Origin of the sequence: Amycolatopsis marina (assembly GCF_900111885.1) — a bacterium.
GTDB classification, from domain to species: Bacteria; Actinomycetota; Actinomycetes; order Mycobacteriales; family Pseudonocardiaceae; genus Amycolatopsis; species Amycolatopsis marina.
This window is the reverse complement of the sequence record NZ_FOKG01000011.1, coordinates 241,696-257,101: the sequence shown is the minus strand read 5'-3', so window position 1 is coordinate 257,101 and position 15,406 is coordinate 241,696. Positions and strand designations below refer to the sequence as shown.

Below are 15,406 nucleotides of genomic sequence, written 5' to 3'. Positions count from 1 at the left end.
CCAGCAGGCCAAGAACGAAGCCGGACTGGATCACTACCAGGTCCGGTCCTGGCGGGCGTGGTACGCCCACATCACCCTGTCGATGCTCGCCCACGCCTGGCTCGCCGTCGCCAAATCCCTTGCCATAAAAGGGGAATCGGTATCGCCGAACCAGACATGATCAGCTTTACACTACCGGAGATCCGGCGCCTGCTCACCAAGCTGGTCCTGCGTGTCGCCGACGCCGCCGAACACATCTGGTCCTGGTCACGCTTCCGCCGCCGACGACAACACCAAGCCCGCCTCAGCCACTACAAACGCCGCGGCTACCCACTTCCTTAACTGCCGTTGCAGTACTAGGCACCAGCGTGCTGGTCGGCCAGCGCAGCCCGGAGGCCGCGATGGCCGTGCTGCGTTACCACCTTGACCAGCTGTTCGGGCAGGTGGCGGAATAGGCCGGCGTGAGTACCGCTGCTCACCCGTTTCGCGCACGACTAGGCCGCTGTCACGCGGTAACCTTCAGCCCCGGACATCGATGCCCGGCATTGACGAAACTTGCCAGCAATGGGGCGAGACATGAACAGCACGTCCAGATCGACCGGCGAGCGGTGTCCGTTCCCCGGTTGCGGTGAGGTCATCCTCGAAGTCACCGACACGGTCGAACCCGGGAATGCCGCCACGCCGGGTGCCCCCGGGAGGTTGCGGATCATCGTGCGCTATCGCTGTCCCGCGGCCGAGTACCACATTGACACCGACTGGCGGCCGCTGCGGCAGTTCTAGCCTCGTCAAGACCAGGTGCGCGTCGAGTCGCTGCTCCCCGGGGGCAGTGAGATGGGCGACGGGTCAGGCCTGCGCCACGGCTTGCGGTCGCGGGGTGAGCCCGGTCGTCTGCAGGACGGCGAGTGCCAGCACCACCGTCGCCTGAGCGACGACGAAGAGCACTCCCAGTGTGGTGAGACCGGACCAGGCGAGGATGACGTAGCCGAAGCTGGCGAGCACCCAGAGCGTGTTTCCCGCGATGACTTCGCGGACCAGCTTCGGCGCCAGGCTCGTCGAGACCCGTGCGACGAGGACCGCCCAGAGCAGCAGCCCCGCACCGGCTGCCACCGAGAGCGGCACGGGAAACCCGAGGAGTCCATCCAGGACCCAGGCCAGCGCGACGAGCAGGACACCCATCGTCGCCGTGGCCGCCGCGTCCAGCCGAAGTACCAGTCGAAGATTTCTCATTTGTCGCCTCCACTGTCGGACGGAACCAATGAGTTCCACTCTGCTGTCGCTGTGGCGGCCCGTCGATTACGTCGGAGGTAAAGCCTCGTGCGAGTAGGCGGGGCCCGCCAGAACGGCGGAACTGCCAACTCGGGCCGCGGAACTGCCAACTCGGGCGCGGGACGTACCAACTCGGGTGCTGGTCCTCACCGACTAAAGGACCGACTTGGGGAGGGGGCGTTGACACCGGGAGGATGAGAGCGCTTCCATGGTGCACGACAAAATTTATGGCGCTCATCACATGTGCCCCGGCTCCTGCCGGGCGTGACAAGGAGGTCACCGCCATGCCGGTCCCCACCGTGTCCAGATCAATCTCGCGCCGCCCCTTCGGTTCACGGCGCCGCAGTGTGCTCCTCGGGGCGATCAGTGCCGCAGCCCTGATCGCGGTCCCGCTGACCCTGCCCGCGCAGGCTTCGGTTCCGCCGCCCGACCCCGGCTGGACCATGCAGTGGAGTGACGACTTCGACGGATCGGCAGGTTCGCTGCCGTCCGCCGACAACTGGATCATCGACCTCGGCCACAGTTATCCGGGCGGTCCGGCGAACTGGGGAACCGGGGAGATCGCCAGGCACACCGACGATCCGGCCAACATCGGCCTCGACGGATCGGGAAACCTGCGTATCACCCCGCGCCGGGACAGCGCGGGCAACTGGACCTCGGCGCGTATCGAGACCCGTCGCGGCGACTTCAAGGCGCCCGACGACGGCGTGCTGCGCATCGAGAGCCGCCTGCAGATGCCGAACGTGACCGGCGAGGCCGCGCTCGGCTACTGGCCCGCGTTCTGGGCGCTCGGCTCGCCGTACCGCGGCAACTACTGGAACTGGCCGGGCATCGGTGAGTTCGACATCATGGAGAACGTCAACGGCATCAACTCCGTCTGGGGAGTGCTCCACTGTGGAGTGAATCCCGGCGGTCCCTGCAACGAGACCAACGGAATCGGCGCCAGCAGGCAGTGCCCCGGAGCGAGTTGCCAGTCGGCGTTCCACACCTACCGGTTCGAGTGGGACACCAGCGTCAGCCCCAACCAGCTGCGCTGGTACGTCGACGGGCAGCAGTACCACAGTGTGAGCCAGAGCGATCTGCCTGCGGACACCTGGCGGAACATGACCTCGCACGCCGGATACTTCATCCTGCTCAACCTCGCGATCGGCGGCGCCTTCCCGGACGGCGTCGCGGGTTTCCGCACCCCCACCAGTGCGACGGTGCCGGGGCACCCGATGATCGTCGACTACGTCGCCGTGTCGACCCGTGGTGGCTCCGGCGGCGGACCGACCGACCCGCCGCCGGGGGACGGGGAGAGTGCCTACGGCAGGATCCAGGCCGAAAGCGCCGCTTCCCAGTCGGGAATGTCCCTGGGTGCCGCCGCTGACGCGGACGGTGGTCAGCATCTCGCCTCGGTGAGCAACGGCGACTGGGCGCTCTACCGGGATATCGACTTCGGCAGTACGGCCGCCCGCCAGTTCTCCGCGAGAGTGGCCTCCGGAGCGGGAGGTGGCGTCAGCGGACTGGTGGAGGTGCGGCTCGACAGCCGGAGCAGTGAGCCGATCGGCAGTTTCGCCGTCGGCAACACCGGTGGCTGGCAGAGCTGGCGCACCATACCGGCCAACATGGCAGACGTGACGGGTGTGCACGACGTCTACCTGACTTTCACCAGCGGGCAGCCCGCCGATTTCGTCAATGTCAACTGGTTCACCTTCTCCCGCTAGTCCGCGCGCAGGCCACAGGAGCTACGCATGTCACTGATACGAGGAATTCCGGCAACACGGGCGCTGGTGGCACCGTTCGCTGTCAGTGCGCTGTTGCTCGCCGGGTGCGGCGGGACGGACAGCGCGGATGGTGGAAGCGGGGACCAGGGACCGGTCACCCTGACCATCAACGTCTTCGGCGACAACTTCTCCCTGCCGGACAACAGATCGATCTACGACGAGTACGAGCGCCTCAACCAGGGGGTGACCATCGTCGAGAACCGGGGGGATTTCAGCACCCATCACCAGAACCTGCAGGCCCGGCTCACGGCGGGCAGCGGGGCGGCCGACCTCGAACTCATCGAGGTCGGCCAGATCGCCGGGTTCGTCGGCCAGCACGACAAGTTCGTCGATTTCGCGGGTGCGGACGTGGACACCGCCGAGTGGACCGCAGCCGTGCTCGAGCGAGCATCCAGTGCGGACGGTGGAGCGCTGATCGGACTGCCGACGGACATCGGCGGGCTGGCCATGTGCTACCGCAAGGACATCTTCGAACAGGCGGGCCTGCCGACCGACCGCGATGAGGTGTCGGCGCTGTGGCCGACATGGCAGGACTACGTCGCGACCGGCGACAGGTTCGGCGCGCGGGCTCCGGACGGGGTCAAGTGGTTCGACGCGGGCGGGCATCTGTTTATGGGTGTGCTCGGCAACGAGGAGCAGACGTACTACAACGAGGCCGGGGACCTGATCGTCGAGAGCAATCCCGTCGTGCGAGCGGCGTGGGATCTGGCCACCGAGGCGATCCAGGCAGGCCAGTCGGCCGCGCTGCCCGAGTTCTCCCCGGAATGGAACACCGGTTTCCAGCAGGGGCAGTTCGCGACGGTAACGTGTCCGGCGTGGATGATGGGCTACGTCCAGGCCAACGCGCCGGAGACCAGCGGAAAGTGGGACATCGCGACGATTCCCGGTGGCTCGGGCAACTGGGGTGGTTCCTACGTCACGGTTCCCGCGCAGGGTGCGAACAAGGATGCGGCCGTCGCGCTGGCGAAGTGGTTGACCGCCCCCGAGCAGGCCATCCGGATCTTCCAGGAGATCGGCAACTTCCCCAGCCAGCAGAGCACGTGGAAGACGCCGGAGGTGGCGGAATTCGCGCCGCCGTTCTTCGGTTCGGCTCCGGCGGGGGAGATCTTCCCCGCTTCGCTGGCGGACGCGCCCGTTCAGGTCACCGGTCCGCAGAGCGGGGTGATCGGTAATGCTTTCGCCGACGCGTTGAACAGCGTCGAGCAGGGTACCGATCCCGCGGCCGCGTGGGAGCAGGTCATGCGGGACATCAAGTCCGCAGCGGGCGATGGATGAGGCAGCAGTGGCGGTCGAGGCTGTACCGCCTCGACCTGAAGGGGTCGCCGTACCTCTACGTCGCGCCGTTCTTCGGGTTGTTCGCGGTGTTCGGCCTGTTTCCACTGGCCTACACCGCGATCATCTCGACCACGGCGTGGAGCCCGCGCAAGCCGGGCAGCGAGGACGTCTCGGTGGGCCTGGAGAACTACCGGAACCTGCTCGGCGACGACAACTTTCACAATGCCCTGATCAACACGTTCGGCATCGGGGTGCTGTCCACCGTGCCGCAACTGCTGCTCGCGCTGGGCATCGCACATCTGCTGAACTACCGGCTGCGTGGCAGGCTGTTCCTGCGGATGGGCGTGCTGGTCCCGTACATCACCTCGGTCGCCGCGGTCGCGCTGATCTTCAACCAGATCTTCGCGAGAGATTTCGGCCTGCTCAACTGGGTGCTGCAGCCGCTGCTCGACTCCCCGGTGGACTGGCGGGCGGGCACGGTGTCCTCGTGGGTCGCGGTCTCGGTCATGGTCACGTGGCACTGGACGGGCTACAACACGTTGATCTATCTCGCCGCCATGCAGACGGTGCCCTACGAGTTGTACGAGGCCGCGGAGATCGACGGGGCCAGCCGGTGGCGGCAGTTCTGGCACATCACCGTGCCCAGCCTGCGACCCACGATCATCTTCACGGTGATCGTCTCGACGATCGGTGCTCTGCAACTCTTCGCCGAGCCGTACCTGTTCGACACGACCCGGAACAGCAACGGCGGCTCGGAGCGGCAGTTCCAGACCGTGATGCTCTTTCTCTACCAGCAGTTCTGGGGCAACGGGCGGTACGGGTACGGAGCGGCGATCGCCTGGAGCCTGTTCCTGATCAGCGTGGTGATCGTGCTGGTCAACTTCGTCCTGGTGCGCCGGATCAAGACGGCGGACTGAGAAAGGTGCGCGAATGACGCTGGTTCGGGAACCGGACGCGGGCACGGTAGCCGTGCCGCCTCGCCGTCCTGTCCTGGCGGGGCGCAGACGGACGGGGGACCGCGGACGGTGGCCCACCTACGTCCTGTTGCTCACGGTCGTGCTGATGTCGGTGTTCCCCCTGTACTGGTCGGTGGTGGTGTCCTCACGGGACCAGTCCGCCGTCGGCAGGTATCCGCCACCACTGGTGCCGGGCGGGAGTCTCTGGGACAACCTCGCCACCGCGTTCGAACAGGGCAACTTCGGCACCGCGCTGATCAACTCGGTCATCGTGGCCGGCTCGATCACGGTTGCGGTCGTCTTCACCTCGACGTTCGCCGGATTCGCCTTCGCCAAGCTGGCGTTCCGTGGACGTAATATCCTTTTCGGACTCGTGGTGGGCACGATGCTGGTGCCGACACAGCTCTCGATCATCCCGCTCTACATCATGGTCACCCAGTGGTTCGGCTGGAGCAATGATCTGCGCGGGGTGATAGTGCCCGCACTGGTCAGTGCGTTCGGGGTGTTCTTCATGCGGCAGTACCTCACCTCCGCCCTGCCTGCCGAACTGCTGGAGGCGGGCCGGATGGACGGGGCGTCCACACTGCGGATCTACTGGAACGTGGTGCTGCCGGTGGCCAGGCCGGGGGCGGCCGTACTGGGCCTGCTCACGTTCATCACCTACTGGAACGATCTGTTCTGGCCGCTGATCCTGCTCAACACCCAGAACCCGACGGTGCAGGTGGCGATCGCGAACACCGCGAGTGGAATCGAGGTCGACTACTCACTAGTGCTCGCCGGGACGGTGATCGCCACCTTCCCGATGCTGCTCGTGTTCCTGTTGCTGGGCCGTCAGATCATTGGAGGAATCATGCAGGGTGCGGTGAAGGGATGACCGTCGGCGCGAACCGGGCCGAACCGGCAGGGCTGACCTTTCCCCGGAATTTCCTGTGGGGCGCGGCAACGGCGGCCTACCAGGTGGAGGGCGCGGTGACCGAAGATGGCCGTGGACGGTCTATTTGGGACACTTTCGCGCACACTCCGGGGAAGATCGCCCACGGAGACACCGGCGACGTGGCGGTCAACCACTATCACCGCTTCCGGGAGGACGTCACGCTGATGGCCGGGCTCGGGCTGCCCGCGTACCGGTTCTCCGTTTCCTGGCCGCGAGTACTGCCCTACGGTGCAGGGCCGGCCAATTCCCGCGGCCTCGACCACTACGACCGGCTTGTGGACGAGTTGCTGGCGCATGGCATCGACCCCGTGCTCACGCTGTACCACTGGGACCTTCCGCAGAAACTGGAGGACGCCGGGGGCTGGGGCGACCGGGACACCGCGGCCAGGTTCGCGGAGTTCGCGACCGTTGTAGCCGACCGGCTCGGCGACCGCGTCCGCTGGTGGACCACCCTGAACGAGCCGTGGTGTTCGGCGTTCCTCGGCTACGCCTCCGGAGTGCACGCGCCGGGCAGAACAGACGCGGCCCTCTCGCTGCGCGCGGCTCACCATCTGCTGCTCGCCCACGGCCTCGGCACGAGTGCTCTGCGGGGGGTGCTTCCCGGCGGGGCGCAGGTTTCGGTCACCCTGAATCTGTGTGCCGTGTTCCCTGGTTCGCGGACGGCCGCGGCAGCGGAGGCCGTCCGCCGGATCGACGGTCTGGCCAACCGGCTCTTCCTCGATCCACTGCTGCGCGGCCACTACCCCGACGATGTTCGCCAGGACACCGCTGAGCTGACCGACTGGAGTTTCGTGCGCGAGGGAGACGAGGCCGTGATCTCGGTGCCTGTCGATGTCCTCGGGATCAACTACTACGCGCCCACGGTCGTGGACGAGGGCGCGGGCGAACCGGAGCCTTCGGCGTGGCCGGGGTGCGCGAACATCCGGTTCCTGGATGTTCCCGGCCCTGCCACGGCGATGGGGTGGCCGATCGACGCGGGTGGACTGCGCGCCGTGCTTCGGCGCGTGCATGAGGACTACGGCCGGATCCCGTTGATGGTCACCGAGAACGGCGCGGCCTTCGAGGACAGCGTCACCGGTGGCAACGGCGATGGCGCTGCTCCCGTGGTCCGGGATCCGGAGCGGATCGCCTACCTGCGCGACCATCTCGCCGTCGTGCACGAGGCGATTGAGTCCGGGATCGACGTTCGGGGATACTTCGTGTGGTCGCTGCTGGACAACTTCGAGTGGGCGTACGGCTACTCGAAGCGGTTCGGCATCGTGCACGTGGACTACGCGACCCAGCGCCGCGTCTGCAAGGACAGCGCGTACTGGTACCGCGACGTGATCCGGGCGAACGGCGTCCCCCCGGCACGAACGGGCGGCGGCCGAGGAAGGCGTGGCCAGAAGTGACGGACGGACCGGTTTCGGTCGAGCGGCGGGCACCGACGCTGGACACGGTGGCCGCGGCCGCGGGTGTCTCCCGCGCCACCGTGTCCCGGGTGATCAACGGCTCACCCAGGGTCTCACCGGAGGCCAGGGTCCTGGTCGAGGACGCGATCGCCCGGCTGGGGTACGTGCCCAACCACGCCGCCCGCAGCCTCGTGATGCGCAGGACGGGTTCCGTGGCGCTGGTGATGCGGGAACCGGATGCGACGGTTCTCGCCGACCCCTATCTCGGCAACATCATCATCGCGACCAGTCAGGCACTGGCCGGTACCGGAGTGCAGCTGGTCCTGATGAACGCACAGAACGACGCCGACCATGAGCGGCTGGCCGACTACGTGCGCGGCGGACATGTCGACGGCGTCCTGCTGGCCTCGATGCACGGTGACGACCCGTTGCCGCGGATCCTGGTCGAGTCCGGAGTGCCGATCGTTGTCGGCGGCCGTCCACCGTGCCCGGTACCCGATCTGTCCTATGTGGATGTGGACAACAGGGGTGGAGCGCAGCTGGCCACCGAACGGCTCGTCGCAGGCGGGCGCGGGCGGATCGCCACGATCGCAGGCCCTTCGGACATGACAGCTGGAGCGGACCGGTTGTCCGGGTATCGGCAGGCACTGGCCGACGCGGGGCGCGCCGAGCTCGTCGAGCACGGGGACTTCACCCGCGAGTCGGGGGAGCGGGCCATGGCAGTGCTGCTCGCCCGAGCGCCGGACTTGGACGGGGTCTTCGCGGGCAACGACCTGATGGCCCTCGGGGCGCTGCAGGCGCTCCGCGCGGCGGGCCGCGGGGTGCCGGGCGATGTGGCGATCGTCGGGTTCGACGACATCGAGTTGGCCAGGCACACCGATCCGCCGCTGACGACGATCCGCCAGCCGGTTGTGGACCAGGCCAGGATCATGACCGAACTGCTGCTCACCCAGATCGCCGGGAATTCGGCCGCCGACCCAGTGGTGCTACCCACCCAGCTGATCGAGCGCGTCTCGGCGTAACTGCTGCTCGCGCTTGACGCGGATCCGCCGCGCGCTAGACTAAACCTATCAGTTAATTAACTGAATGGTTTAGGAGGAGTGAGGATGACGCTTCCACAGGTGGTCTCGCCGGAGGAGTGGCAGGTCGCGCGGGACGAGTTGCTGGTCAAGGAAAAGGAGCTCACCCGCGCGCAGGACGCGCTCAACGCGGAACGGCGCAGCCTGCCGATGACGGCGATCGACAAGGAGTACGTGTTCGACGGCCCCCGCGGGCAGGTGACCCTGCTGGATCTTTTCGAGGGCCGCCGCCAGCTGATCGTCTACCACTTCATGATGGCGCCGGGCTCGAAGCACCGTTGTCCCGGCTGCTCGATGGTCGCCGACAACATCGGGCACCTGGCCCACCTCCACGCACGCGACACGACACTGGTCCTGGTCTCACCGGCGCCCTTGAGCGAGATCGAACCCTTCAGGAAGCGCATGGGCTGGACCGTGCCGTGGTTCTCGGCCTACGGCAACGACTTCACCCAGGACGGCGGAGTGGGGGACGGCTTCGGTGTCAGCGTCTTCCTCCGCGATGGCGAGCGGGTGTACCGCACCTACTTCACGACGAACCGCGGTGGCGACCAACTCGTCGGTACCCTGCGCTACCTCGACCTGACACCACTCGGCAGACAGGAGGAGTGGGAACAGCCCGCAGGGCGGGGCAGTAGCGGGCCGGGGCACTGGTGGCGTCTGCACGACGAGTACGACAGCTGATCGGGGAGGTCGTTCACCGCTGCACGAGGTCGGACTGGTAGGCGAACACGACGAGCTGGGCGCGGTCCCTGGCGCCCAGCTTGATCATCGCCCGGCTCACATGGGTGCGCGCGGTGGCCGGGCTGATGACCAGCCGCTCGGCGATCTCGTCGTTGCTGAGGCCGTCCCCGACGAGTCCGACGATCTCCTTCTCCCGTTCGGTCAGGCTGCCGAGGTGGGGATGCGGCTTGGCAGCCGGTCGCAGTTCACCCGACCCGAACTTGGCCACGACGCGACGGGTCACCGAAGGCGAGAGCAGCGCGTCGCCCTGCGCGACCAGCCGGATCGCTCTGAGCAGCTCGGCTGGTTTCGTGTCCTTGAGCAGGAAACCGCTGGCGCCGTAGGACAGGGCGTCGAAGACGTACTCGTCCAGTTCGAAGGTCGTCAGCACGATCACCCGGACGCCGGACAGCGTCTCGTCGGCGCTGATCCGTCTGGTGGCCTCGATGCCGTCCACCCCGGGCATCCGGATGTCCATCAGCACGACATCGGGCCGGTGCGTACGGGCGAGCGACACCGCGGTGAGGCCGTCCCCGGCCTCGCCGACGACGGTGAGGCCGTCCTCGCTCTCGACCAGGGTGCGCAGTCCGAGCCGGACGACGTCCTGGTCGTCGACGATCAGCACGGTGATCATTCGCCGCCTCCGGTGGGGAGAACACACCGGACCTCGAAGCCACCCTCGCGGGTCGGACCCGCGGCGAACGAACCGCCGACCGCGTGGACCCGTTCCCGCATACCGGCCAGCCCGAGCCCCTGCCCATCGCCCGCTGCCGGGGCCGACCCCCGTGGATTGCCGACCGTCACGATCACCTCGTCAGTCTGGTAGGCCACCCGGACCAGGGCAACCTGCGCCCCCGAGTGCCGCAGCACGTTCGTCAGCGACTCCTGGACCACCCGGTATGCCGTGAGATCGACCGCGGCGGGCAGTGGGCGCGGTGCACCCGACTGTTCGACGTTCACGTGCACCCCGGCGGCCGACAGCCGCGAGGTCAGCTCGCCGAGCCCCGCGAGACCGGGGGCGGGTGTGCGGGACGTCCCGGCCCCGCTCCGGCGCACCGCGGTGAGCGTGGCACGCAGCTCGTCGAGCGCGTCGGTGCTGGTCCGGCTGATCGTGGTCAGTGCGATCTCGGCCTGCTCGGGCTTGCGGGCCAGCAGGTGCAACGCGACATCGGCCTGCATCTTGATCGCGGCCAGCCCGTGTCCCACCACGTCGTGCACCTCCTGAGCCACCCGGAGCCGTTCCTCGTCGACGTGCTGGCGGACGATCTCGGCGCGGGTCTGTTCGGCGGACTGCCTGGTCAGCCGCACGGTGACCCCGACAGCGAAGGGAACAACCGCCCAGGCCGACCCGGGAATGACGCCGAGCACGCCGACCCCTGGCTGGACGATCAGGTGCAGGAGCAGTATCGCCATCGCGAGCGTCGCGGCGACCGCCGAGCGGGGCAGTGCCACATGGCGGGCGACCGTGTACACCGCGACCATGAACGAGAACAGGATCGGACCGAAGGTGTAGCCGAGCACGAGATACGCCGACGTGATGAGAGCCGCGGCCGTGAGGACGGCCAGCGGCCACCGCCGTCGCACCGCGACGGCAGCCGTCGAGAGCACGACCATGGTGAGCGCCAGCGCGTCGACCGGGACGTCGGTGGTGGTTCGCTGGTCCGCCCCGAGCGTGCCGAACACCCCGACGACCACCAGCACGAGCGCGAGCAGGACGTCGCGGCTCTGTGCGCCCATCCGGTTCACGAGCAGCTCCTCAGTGTTCTTCCGGCAACGTACTTCTGGCGGCCATGATCGGCAGCCTTCCGGTCCTCAGTACCCGTTTGAGAACCCGGGACGCGATCGCGTCGCCAGGGCGCTGTTTTCCGGTACAGCTGACGTTAGTGCTGTTCGGCGCCCTGCCGCCGAGATAGCGTGCCTTCGGCCAAACGGGTTCACGCACAACAGCTGCGCTGGTGGGCTCGGTGCTCAGCCGCTCCCTCAGCCCATGTCCCTGCTGGACAACAGCCAACCACCGACGGCGAGGAACACCACCAGGTATCCCGCTGTCACCAGGGTGGCCTGTCCGCCATCGACGAGTGCGGTGACCCCCGGGGTGGTCGTGGCCGCGCCGAGCGAGGCGACCAGCGAGCCCGCGTTCGGGCCAGGCAGGGCGTGCTGCAGATCGGCGATCCAGTCCACGAGCGGTGCGGCGATCGCGGAGATCAGGTTCTGCACCGCGAGCAGCCAGACGAGCCCGAGGCCGATCGGCAGGGCGACGCCGCGAAGCACCACCGCCAGCATGATGCCCGAGGCCGCCCACATCATCGTGATCAACCAGCCCGCGCCGAGCCCGGCCGCGATCTCGGACAGCGGTGGCCACATCATCGGCTGCCCCTGCAGAGCGGCCACCACGACACTGGCCAGCGCGGCTGCGGCGAACAGTGCCAGTGTCAGTGCCAGGACACCAGCGGCGACGGTCACGACTTTCGCGCCGTAGACGGTTCGCCGTCCGGGGCCCTGGGAGAGCAGCGTCTTCCAGGTCTCCGTCTGATATTCGCCGCCGACAACCAGCACACCGAGGATCAGGGCAAGGGCGCCGACGAACACGGGCGTACCCGCGATGGCACTGCCCACGAACTCCGCGGGCAACATGGCGGCCAGTCCACGGTCGCTGTTCGGCGGCCCCTCGGTGCCGCCCGCGTACCCGGCGTACGGGATGAGATAGGCGAACGTGACGCTCAGCGTGACGCCGACGGCGGGCAGCAGCCAAAGGGCGGGCCGGCGCACGGCCTTGCCCAGTTCGGCACGCACACTCCGGACGCCCTGAAGGTCATCGAACATCGCTGTCACCTCCGGTGAGTTCGAGAAAGGTCTGTTCCAGATCGGGGCGGTGCCAGCGGAGTTCGCTGACCGCCAGCCCGGCGTGCACGAGTTCGCTGTTGATCCTCGAGGCGTCGGACTCGTCGACGTCGAGATCGATGGCCCTGCCGTCGCGGCGCACCCGATCGGCGCCGAGCGTCGAGGAGAGCAGGGACAGTGCCGTGTCGGCGGGATCGGCCACCACCCGCAGTGTTCCGCCGGAGGCGAGTTCGCCGACCGGTTTCTCGGCGATCAGCTCGCCGTGGGAGAGCACGCCGACGCGGTCACAGACCTGTTCCACCTCACCGAGAAGATGACTGGACAGCAACACCGTGCGGCCCTCGCGGGCGAGGGCGCGGATCAGCGCCCGCATGTCCGCCATGCCCGCCGGATCAAGGCCGTTGGTCGGTTCGTCCAGAATCAGCAGGGCCGGGTCCTTGAGCAACGCGGCGGCCAGCCCGAGCCGTTGCCTCATGCCCAGCGAGTACGTCGAGTACCGGTCACCGGCCCGGTCGGCCAGATCGACGGTGTCCAGCACGGCCGCGACGCGTTTCCTGCCGACCTTCGCGTGGTGGGCGAGCACGCGAAGGTTGTCCCGGCCGGAGAGGTACGGATAGAAGGCCGGTCCTTCGACAAGCGCGCCCACCCCGTCGAGGTGGCCGCCGGTGCCGGGCTGGCGGCCACGCAGGAGCGCACTGCCCGAGGTCGGCCGGACCAGACCGAGCAGCATCCGCAGGGTGGTGGTCTTCCCCGCGCCGTTCGGGCCGAGAAATCCGTACACCTCACCGGGTTCCACCGTCAGGTCGAGGTCACGGACCACGACCGTGCGACCGTACCGTTTGGTGAGACGTCGCGTCTCGACAGGCTTTTCCATACCCGCCACTGTGTGGTGAGAACGGCTTCGGGTCGTCAGCGCCGCAGCGGCACTTCGCCTACGTCGTGGGACGTAGGCCGGAGACGCGACAGCGTTCAGCTCAGCCGGTCAGGAACTCCGTCAGCACGGGTGCGAGAACCTCGGGCGGCACGAAGTGGTCCTGGCCCGCCAGTACCTGGTGTCGTCCTTCAGGCATGGCAGCCGCCACCCGCCGGCCGACGTCGATCATCCACTGCGGACTTTTCTCGCCCGCGAGAACGAGTGTGGGGATCCGCACGTCGCCCGCCTGCTGCTCGGGAGACCTGCCGTCCCTGCCTGCGTCGTGCATTGCCGCGAAGTCGTAGAGCAGCGTGTGGGCCATCGCCAGCACGGCTGGATCCGTGCTCAGCTGTCGCACCATCTCCGGCGGCATGCCGGTGCCCGAGAGCATCAGTTCAAGCGCGTCCTCGCGGCGATCCTGGGCCAGCAGTTCCGCGATCTTTCCAGCGTCCTTCTCGGACCGGCGCCGCACCTCTTCGTCGTCTGCCTCGAAGGGCGGCTCGTGCAGGACGAGCTCGGAGATCCCCAGCCCGTGCGCGGCGGCGTGCAGGGCGAGACCCGCACCGGAGGAGTGGCCGTACACGGATGCGGTTCCCCCCGCCTCCGTGATGAGCGCGGCGATGTCCTCGATCTCGCGTTCGACGGCGTACGGCTGGGTGTCCCCGCTGTCGCCCCGTCCCCTGCGGTCGTAGTTGAGTACGGTTCGGTGCCGCGCGAGCTGCTCGGCGAGCGGACGGGTGGCGTTGCGGTCACACAACGCGGCGCCAACGAGGATGATCGGCTCACCTGCCCCGAGCTTCTCGAACGCGATGGTAGTGCCGTCGGCCGAAGCCACGGAGTTGACGGGATTCATGGGTACGCCCTTTCCGGTTCATGCTTGACACCCCCGTGTGCGGTGCCTCTGACAGAGAGTCGAAGCCGATCGGACGGGTTCGACATGGAGCGCAGATGTCAGTCTCGCCGGTTTTCCGTCGGGACAGGCGAGACTAGTGTGTTCGGCACCGGGAGTGGCGTGGTCTCGCCGCCGCGGTTCGCAGAGCAGATGGCGTGGCGTCATCCGCTGACGTACACAGGAAGCCGTTCTAGCCCTCTGCTCGCCAGACTGGGGACTCTGCGCAGTTCGCTCTCGGCAACGCCGAGACGCGGATTGATCCGTAGGAGGCCGCGCACGGCGGCTGAGAGCTGTATCCGCGCCAATGGCGCTCCGACGCAGAAATGTGCACCCAAGCCGAGAGCGAGATGTTGCTGTCGTGGGCGGTCCAGGATCAGTTGATCCGGGTGAGGGAAGGCGGTGGGGTCCCGATTGGCTGACCACAAGGCACCGTAGACGTACTGTCCGGCAGCGATCTCCCGGTCGTTGATCATCACGTTCTCGGAAGCTCTACGCAAGATGCACACCGAGGGTGAGTCGTACCGCAGCAACTCGTCCATTGCTTTATCGATCAGCCCCGGCGATGTTTTCAGCTTCATCATCTCGTCTCGATTAAGTAGGAGAGCGAGTACGCCATTGCCGATCATGTGGCGAGCACTTTCATGACCACCGACCATGAACATCACGCAAGAGGCGATTGCCTCGTCCACATCTTCGATCGAGCCCGTGTCAAGACCGGTTCGAAGCGTCGCGATGATGCTCCCATCCTCAGCGTCTGAGCCGGACTCCAGGTACTCCCGCATTCGATCCTGGCATTCCTTCAGGTTGGCGTGTGCTGAATGTGCCAGCGTCGAGGAGTATGCGCCTGGATTGAACAGTCGGAAGATGGCGTCGCTCCACCGGCTGATGTCGGAAATCCATTCCTGGGGCAGGCCGATGAGCTTGGCGTTGGTGAGGCTGGTGACGGGTACGGCAAGGTCTGCTATGACGTCAAGCGACCCGCGCCGTCGTGCGGCATCGAGAAGTGTCGATACGGTTCGCCACACGAACTCTTCATAGTTCCTGGCTGCGGCAGGAGTGAATGCCTGTCCTATGACGCCTCGCAGACGAGTATGCCTCGGGGGATCGGCGAAGATCATCCAACGGGACATGAAATCGTAACAATCGGCGAGTATTCGCCGTTCAGAATCCGTGGACGATCGCCGGATTCGCTGTCGTCGATCGACGGAGAATCTACTGTCGCGTACGAGTTGACGGACATCGGAATAGCGAGTGAGTACCCATGCGTCAAGTTGCTCGTGCCAAAATAACGGATCATTCTCGCGCATGGAGGCAAAAGTTGGTGCAGGATCGCTGAAGAATGCCTCATCGCCCATGTCATATGTGGCCATTCGTCCGTTCCTCTCTGTTCCGAT

16 protein-coding genes and 1 pseudogene are annotated in these 15,406 nt (G+C 67.1%); 10 read left to right on the top strand and 7 right to left on the bottom strand.

From position 1 onward, the window contains the following. The 3 genes and pseudogenes from BM199_RS33360 to BM199_RS19495 all read left to right on the top strand — a co-directional run. Positions 1-160 (top strand): annotated as a pseudogene (locus BM199_RS33360) (IS701 family transposase); the annotation flags it as partial. Beyond that, entirely contained in the window at positions 157-321 is a 165-nt protein-coding gene (locus tag BM199_RS33920; protein ID WP_177242661.1) for a hypothetical protein, read from the top strand. The pseudogene BM199_RS33360 and the gene BM199_RS33920, both read left to right, overlap by 4 nt. 234 nt (positions 322-555) lie before the next feature. Continuing rightward, positions 556-759 (top strand): hypothetical protein, encoded by a 204-nt coding sequence (locus BM199_RS19495; RefSeq protein WP_091674685.1) that lies wholly within the window; start codon positions 556-558, stop codon positions 757-759. A 63-nt stretch (positions 760-822) separates the two neighbouring features. On the opposite strand, the gene BM199_RS19490 is transcribed toward BM199_RS19495, so the two are convergent. After that, a complete protein-coding gene (locus tag BM199_RS19490) occupies positions 823-1,206 on the bottom strand; it encodes a hypothetical protein (RefSeq protein WP_091674684.1) in 384 nt (127 codons plus the stop codon). 323 nt (positions 1,207-1,529) lie between these two features. Between BM199_RS19490 and BM199_RS19485 the strand changes: the two genes are divergently transcribed. The 7 genes from BM199_RS19485 to BM199_RS19455 all read left to right on the top strand — a co-directional run bounded on the left by BM199_RS19485 (position 1,530) and on the right by BM199_RS19455 (position 9,327). Further along, the gene (locus BM199_RS19485) at positions 1,530-2,951 is read left to right on the top strand and encodes a carbohydrate-binding protein (RefSeq protein WP_091674716.1); all 1,422 of its coding nucleotides are present in this window, start codon (positions 1,530-1,532) and stop codon (positions 2,949-2,951) included. A 27-nt stretch (positions 2,952-2,978) separates the two neighbouring features. Beyond that, a complete protein-coding gene (locus tag BM199_RS19480) occupies positions 2,979-4,286 on the top strand; it encodes an ABC transporter substrate-binding protein (RefSeq protein ID WP_091674683.1) in 1,308 nt (435 codons plus the stop codon). Then, positions 4,283-5,203, top strand: a complete 921-nt coding sequence (locus BM199_RS19475) for a carbohydrate ABC transporter permease (RefSeq protein ID WP_091674682.1) — start codon at positions 4,283-4,285, stop codon at positions 5,201-5,203. Before BM199_RS19480 ends, BM199_RS19475 begins: the two co-directional genes overlap by 4 nt. A gap of 13 nt (positions 5,204-5,216) precedes the next feature. Then, complete coding sequence (locus BM199_RS19470) at positions 5,217-6,116, top strand: carbohydrate ABC transporter permease (RefSeq protein ID WP_091674681.1); 900 nt, start codon at positions 5,217-5,219, stop codon at positions 6,114-6,116. Then, a complete protein-coding gene (locus BM199_RS19465; protein WP_091674680.1) occupies positions 6,113-7,567 on the top strand; it encodes a GH1 family beta-glucosidase in 1,455 nt (484 codons plus the stop codon). The genes BM199_RS19470 and BM199_RS19465 overlap by 4 nt, the downstream gene beginning before the upstream one ends. Continuing rightward, complete coding sequence (locus BM199_RS19460) at positions 7,564-8,589, top strand: LacI family DNA-binding transcriptional regulator (RefSeq protein ID WP_091674679.1); 1,026 nt, start codon at positions 7,564-7,566, stop codon at positions 8,587-8,589. Before BM199_RS19465 ends, BM199_RS19460 begins: the two co-directional genes overlap by 4 nt. Positions 8,590-8,673: 84 nt before the next feature. Continuing rightward, positions 8,674-9,327, top strand: coding sequence for a DUF899 domain-containing protein (locus tag BM199_RS19455; protein ID WP_091674678.1), 654 nt, complete (start codon positions 8,674-8,676; stop codon positions 9,325-9,327). 13 nt (positions 9,328-9,340) lie between these two features. Here the strand turns inward: BM199_RS19455 and BM199_RS19450 are convergent, their stop codons facing one another. The 6 genes from BM199_RS19450 to BM199_RS19425 all read right to left on the bottom strand — a co-directional run bounded on the left by BM199_RS19450 (position 9,341) and on the right by BM199_RS19425 (position 15,382). After that, positions 9,341-10,000 carry a response regulator gene (locus tag BM199_RS19450; RefSeq protein WP_091674677.1) on the bottom strand — a complete coding sequence of 220 codons (660 nt, stop codon included), beginning with the start codon at positions 9,998-10,000 and terminating at the stop codon, positions 9,341-9,343. Further along, complete coding sequence (locus BM199_RS19445; protein WP_091674715.1) at positions 9,997-11,103, bottom strand: sensor histidine kinase; 1,107 nt, start codon at positions 11,101-11,103, stop codon at positions 9,997-9,999. The genes BM199_RS19450 and BM199_RS19445 overlap by 4 nt, the downstream gene beginning before the upstream one ends. 243 nt (positions 11,104-11,346) lie before the next feature. Then, positions 11,347-12,189, bottom strand: a complete 843-nt coding sequence (locus tag BM199_RS19440) for an ABC transporter permease subunit (RefSeq protein ID WP_091674676.1) — start codon at positions 12,187-12,189, stop codon at positions 11,347-11,349. Then, positions 12,179-13,081 carry an ABC transporter ATP-binding protein gene (locus BM199_RS19435; RefSeq protein WP_091674675.1) on the bottom strand — a complete coding sequence of 301 codons (903 nt, stop codon included), beginning with the start codon at positions 13,079-13,081 and terminating at the stop codon, positions 12,179-12,181. The genes BM199_RS19440 and BM199_RS19435 overlap by 11 nt, the downstream gene beginning before the upstream one ends. 100 nt (positions 13,082-13,181) lie before the next feature. Continuing rightward, a complete protein-coding gene (locus BM199_RS19430; protein ID WP_091674674.1) occupies positions 13,182-13,973 on the bottom strand; it encodes an alpha/beta fold hydrolase in 792 nt (263 codons plus the stop codon). A 200-nt stretch (positions 13,974-14,173) separates the two neighbouring features. Then, a complete protein-coding gene (locus BM199_RS19425; RefSeq protein WP_091674673.1) occupies positions 14,174-15,382 on the bottom strand; it encodes a cytochrome P450 in 1,209 nt (402 codons plus the stop codon). Positions 15,383-15,406 lie beyond the last annotated feature (24 nt).

What these genes read in the sequence shown, in the direction of transcription:
- BM199_RS19430 (WP_091674674.1), bottom strand. Translation starts at nt 13,973, where the DNA reads ATGAATCCCGTCAACTCCGTGGCTTCGGCCGACGGCACTACCATCGCG.
- BM199_RS19455 (WP_091674678.1), top strand. Translation starts at nt 8,674, where the DNA reads ATGACGCTTCCACAGGTGGTCTCGCCGGAGGAGTGGCAGGTCGCGCGG.
- BM199_RS19485 (WP_091674716.1), top strand. Translation starts at nt 1,530, where the DNA reads ATGCCGGTCCCCACCGTGTCCAGATCAATCTCGCGCCGCCCCTTCGGT.
- BM199_RS19475 (WP_091674682.1), top strand. Translation starts at nt 4,283, where the DNA reads ATGAGGCAGCAGTGGCGGTCGAGGCTGTACCGCCTCGACCTGAAGGGG.
- BM199_RS33920 (WP_177242661.1), top strand. Translation starts at nt 157, where the DNA reads ATGATCAGCTTTACACTACCGGAGATCCGGCGCCTGCTCACCAAGCTG.
- BM199_RS19435 (WP_091674675.1), bottom strand. Translation starts at nt 13,081, where the DNA reads ATGGAAAAGCCTGTCGAGACGCGACGTCTCACCAAACGGTACGGTCGC.
- BM199_RS19465 (WP_091674680.1), top strand. Translation starts at nt 6,113, where the DNA reads ATGACCGTCGGCGCGAACCGGGCCGAACCGGCAGGGCTGACCTTTCCC.
- BM199_RS19490 (WP_091674684.1), bottom strand. Translation starts at nt 1,206, where the DNA reads ATGAGAAATCTTCGACTGGTACTTCGGCTGGACGCGGCGGCCACGGCG.
- BM199_RS19480 (WP_091674683.1), top strand. Translation starts at nt 2,979, where the DNA reads ATGTCACTGATACGAGGAATTCCGGCAACACGGGCGCTGGTGGCACCG.
- BM199_RS19450 (WP_091674677.1), bottom strand. Translation starts at nt 10,000, where the DNA reads ATGATCACCGTGCTGATCGTCGACGACCAGGACGTCGTCCGGCTCGGA.
- BM199_RS19495 (WP_091674685.1), top strand. Translation starts at nt 556, where the DNA reads ATGAACAGCACGTCCAGATCGACCGGCGAGCGGTGTCCGTTCCCCGGT.
- BM199_RS19445 (WP_091674715.1), bottom strand. Translation starts at nt 11,103, where the DNA reads ATGGGCGCACAGAGCCGCGACGTCCTGCTCGCGCTCGTGCTGGTGGTC.
- BM199_RS19440 (WP_091674676.1), bottom strand. Translation starts at nt 12,189, where the DNA reads ATGTTCGATGACCTTCAGGGCGTCCGGAGTGTGCGTGCCGAACTGGGC.
- BM199_RS19425 (WP_091674673.1), bottom strand. Translation starts at nt 15,382, where the DNA reads ATGGCCACATATGACATGGGCGATGAGGCATTCTTCAGCGATCCTGCA.
- BM199_RS19470 (WP_091674681.1), top strand. Translation starts at nt 5,217, where the DNA reads ATGACGCTGGTTCGGGAACCGGACGCGGGCACGGTAGCCGTGCCGCCT.